Here is a 2,150-nt window from a genome sequence, read left to right on the forward strand (position 1 = left end):
ATAAGTTGGTAGCAGTAGACCCGAAACCACAGTGATCTACCCATGTCCAGGTTGAAGCACAGGTAAAAATGTGTGGAGGACCGAACCAGTGAGCGTTGAAAAGCTTTTGGATGAGATGTGGGTAGGGGTGAAATGCCAATCGAACGTGGAGATAGCTGGTTCTCCCCGAAATAGCTTTAGGGCTAGCCTCATGGTAAGAGTACAGGCGGTAGAGCACTGAACGAGGTAGGGGCCTATCCGGCTACCGAACTTAATCAAACTACGAATGGCTGTACTTATACATGGGAGTCAGACTGCGAGTAATAAGGCCCGTAGTCAAGAGGGAAACAGCCCAGACCAACAGCTAAGGTCCCCAATGCCGTACTAAGTGGCGAAGGATGTGGAATTTCGAAAACAACCAGGATGTTGGCTTAGAAGCAGCCACCATTAAAAGAGTGCGTAATAGCTCACTGGTCGAGAGACTCTGCGCCGAAGATGACCGGGGCTAAAGTACGGAACCGAAGCTTTGGCAAGTATCTTGAGATACTTGGGTAGGGGAGCGTTCCTGCATGGGAGAAGCCTGACCGGAAGGACAGGTGGACAGGCAGGAAGAGAGAATGCCGGTATGAGTAGCGAAAAGAAAGGTGAGAATCCTTTCCACCGAAAGCCTAAGGGTTCCTGGGCAACGATCGTCGACCCAGGGTAAGTCGGGACCTAATCCGAGGCGGAGACGCGTAGGAGATGGACAACAGGTTGAAAATCCTGTACCGCAGGAGTCTGTTTGAGCGAAGGAGTGACACAGAAAGGAATGCGCGCGTGCGATTGGAAGAGCACGTCCAAGCTGGTAGGTTGTGTGGCAGGCAAATCCGCCATACTAAAAGCCGAGAAGTGATGGGGAGCCATTGGAGACAATGGCGAAGGGGCAGGAACTAGGCTGTCGAGAAAAGCTTCTAGTGAGGACTCAGGCGCCCGTACCGAAACCGACACAGGTAGGCAGGAAGAGAATTCTAAGGTGCGCGGGAAAACCCTCGTTAAGGAACTCGGCAAAATGTATCCGTAACTTCGGGAAAAGGATAGCCTAAAGTATGTGAGCTGCAGAAACGCAGGGAGCAGGAATAGGCGGCAGAAGAGAGGCCCAAGCGACTGTTTACCACAAACACAGGCGTCTGCTAAAGCGAAAGCTGACGTATAGATGCTGACACCTGCCCGGTGCTGGAAGGTTAAGAGGACGTGTTAGCCGTAAGGCGAAGCAGAGAATTGAAGCCCCAGTAAACGGCGGCCGTAACTATAACGGTCCTAAGGTAGCGAAATTCCTTGTCGGGTAAGTTCCGACCCGCACGAAAGGTGTAACGATTTGGGCACTGTCTCAACGAGGGACCCGGTGAAATTGAAGTACCTGTGAAGATGCAGGTTACCCGCGACTGGACAGAAAGACCCCATGGAGCTTTACTGTAACCTGAGATTGGATTCCGGTAAGAGATGTACAGGATAGTTGGGAGGCTGAGAAGCGGGTACGCCAGTATCCGCAGAGCCGCTGGTGGGATACCAACCTTGTTTTATTGGGATTCTAACGAGAGACGTAACGAGTCTTTGGACAGTCTCAGGCGGGCAGTTTGACTGGGGCGGTCGCCTCCGAAAGAGCAACGGAGGCGCCCAAAGGTTCCCTCAGCGCGGACGGAAACCGCGCGAAGAGTGTAAAGGCAGAAGGGAGCTTGACTGCGAGACGGACAGGTCGAGCAGGGACGAAAGTCGGGCTTAGTGATCCGGTGGTAGAGAGTGGAATTGCCATCGCTCAACGGATAAAAGCTACCCTGGGGATAACAGGCTTATCTCTCCCAAGAGTCCATATCGACGGGGAGGTTTGGCACCTCGATGTCGGCTCATCACATCCTGGGGCTGAAGTAGGTCCCAAGGGTTGGGCTGTTCGCCCATTAAAGTGGTACGCGAGCTGGGTTCAGAACGTCGTGAGACAGTTCGGTCCCTATCCATCGCGGGCGGAAGAAACTTGAAAGGGGCTGCTCCTAGTACGAGAGGACCGGAGTGGACGGACCAATGGTGTACCAGTCATGGCGCCAGCCGTGCAGCTGGGTAGCTACGTCCGGGACGGATAAACGCTGAAAGCATCTAAGCGTGAAACCAGCCTAAAGATGAGGTTTCTCATTGTGAAAGCA

The 2,150-nt window shown here is 53.3% G+C and carries 1 rRNA gene; it reads left to right on the forward strand.

What is annotated here, in order from left to right:
• A 23S ribosomal RNA gene (locus tag CJ260_RS12205) occupies window positions 1-2,150 on the forward strand; the annotation flags it as partial.

It is taken from the genome of Megasphaera sp. ASD88 (assembly GCF_002287425.1).
Taxonomy (GTDB): Bacteria; Bacillota; Negativicutes; order Veillonellales; family Megasphaeraceae; genus Megasphaera; species Megasphaera stantonii.